Origin of the sequence: Bacillus sp. JJ1764, from assembly GCF_036962145.1 — a bacterium.
GTDB lineage: Bacteria > Bacillota > Bacilli > Bacillales > Cytobacillaceae > Neobacillus.
Genome location: NZ_JBALNY010000183.1, coordinates 1 through 1,797 on the forward strand (window position 1 = coordinate 1; position 1,797 = coordinate 1,797).

Sequence of the window (1,797 nt, forward strand, 5' to 3'; positions counted from 1 at the left end):
CGGTGACGCGGAATCTGAAGGAAGCGAGCGGCAAACCTCCGGTCTGAGGAACACGAACTTCATATAAGGCTAGGTATCATTGGATGAGTTTGCACGACAAGACGAAGTCCATACTGCCGAAGGTGATGCAGAGTAAATGAAGCAGATAGGTGGAGGGAAAGACTGTACTCTTACCCGGGGAGGTCTGATTGACAAGCCAAGTACACTTGGTAACCTATCTAGTAATGGATAGCTGAACAATCAGAAGTCAGCAGAGGTCATAGTACCATTCCAACTCGAGAAAGAATGGGAAGGGCTGAACTATTAAGAAAGAATGAAATCTGCACATTCAGTGATTGCAATGAACACAGACAATCCGAAAGGACTTACCTAAAGGAGGAAGCGGTGAATCCGCAGGGGACTTTAGAAGGGTGGAGCAAGAGCTGGCATAAACAGAACCTTCATTCACGTAGAAGGGAATAACATCATGTTAATGGAACGAATCTTGTCACGGGAAAATCTCTTAACTGCCTTAAAACGGGTAGAGCAGAACAAAGGAAGTCACGGCATAGATGGAATGTCCGTAAAACTCCTACGACGACATCTCTATGAAAACTGGGATTCCCTTCGGGAAGCTTTGAGAACTGGAAACTATCAACCTTTCCCCGTCCGCCGTGTCGAAATCCCGAAACCAAGCGGTGGAGTAAGGCTTTTAGGCATACCAACTGTGACAGACCGTTTCATCCAACAGGCAATTGCCCAAGTATTAACCCCAATCTTTGACCCAACTTTTTCTGAAAACAGCTACGGCTTCCGACCTAACAGGAGTGCCCATGATGCGGTAAGAAAAGCAAAGGGACATATCAAAGAGGGCTTCCGCTGGGTAATTGATATGGACTTAGAGAAATTCTTTGATAAGGTCAATCATGACAAATTGATGGGAATACTCGCAAAAAGAATTAAAGACCGCATACTGCTCAAACTAATCCGGAAATATCTTCAGTCAGGTGTAATGCTCAATGGGGTCGTACAATCAACAAAGGAAGGTACTCCGCAAGGAGGACCTCTCAGTCCTCTCCTCTCAAACATAATTCTGGATAAATTAGATAAAGAATTGGAAACCAGAGGGCATAAGTTTGTCCGTTATGCGGACGACTGCAACATTTATGTTAAGTCATTAAAAGCAGGGCAACGTGTGATGGAATCCGTTACGATGTTTATTGAGCAGAAACTAAAGTTGAAGGTAAACAGGGATAAGTCGGCAGTTGACCGTCCATGGAAACGGAAATTTCTTGGTTTCAGCTTTACTTGGAATAAAGAACCGAAGGTGCGAATGGCGAAAGAAAGCATCAAGCGCTTTAAGACGAAAGTCCGAGAAATTACCTCCCGGTCAAAACCTTATCCAATGGAAGTAAGGATTGAAATGTTAAACCGTTATCTAACAGGGTGGTGCGGTTACTTTGCGTTAGCTGACACTCCAAGTAAATTCAAAGAATTCGATGAGTGGATAAGAAGAAGGCTCAGAATGTGCGAATGGAAACAGTGGAAGAAATCTAAAACCAGAGTTAGGAAACTAATTGGATTAGGTGTTCCTGACTATAAAGCTTATGAATGGGGCAACTCCAGAAAGAAATACTGGAGAATCGCATGTAGTCCAATATTACACAAAACCCTCGATAACTCTTATTGGAGTCAACGAGGGCTAAGAAGTCTATATAACCGTTATGAAATTTTGCGTCAATCTTGATAGAACCGCCGTATACCGAACGGTACGTACGGTGGTGTGAGAGGTCGGGGGTTAGTCACCCCCTCCTACTC

The 1,797-nt window shown here is 43.9% G+C and carries 1 protein-coding gene; it reads left to right on the top strand.

The window, feature by feature from the left end; genetic code table 11:
- The first annotated feature begins 466 nt into the window (after positions 1–466).
- Complete coding sequence (gene ltrA, locus V7083_RS20720; protein ID WP_335481493.1) at positions 467–1,726, top strand: group II intron reverse transcriptase/maturase; 1,260 nt, start codon at positions 467–469, stop codon at positions 1,724–1,726.
- Positions 1,727–1,797: the final 71 nt, after the last annotated feature.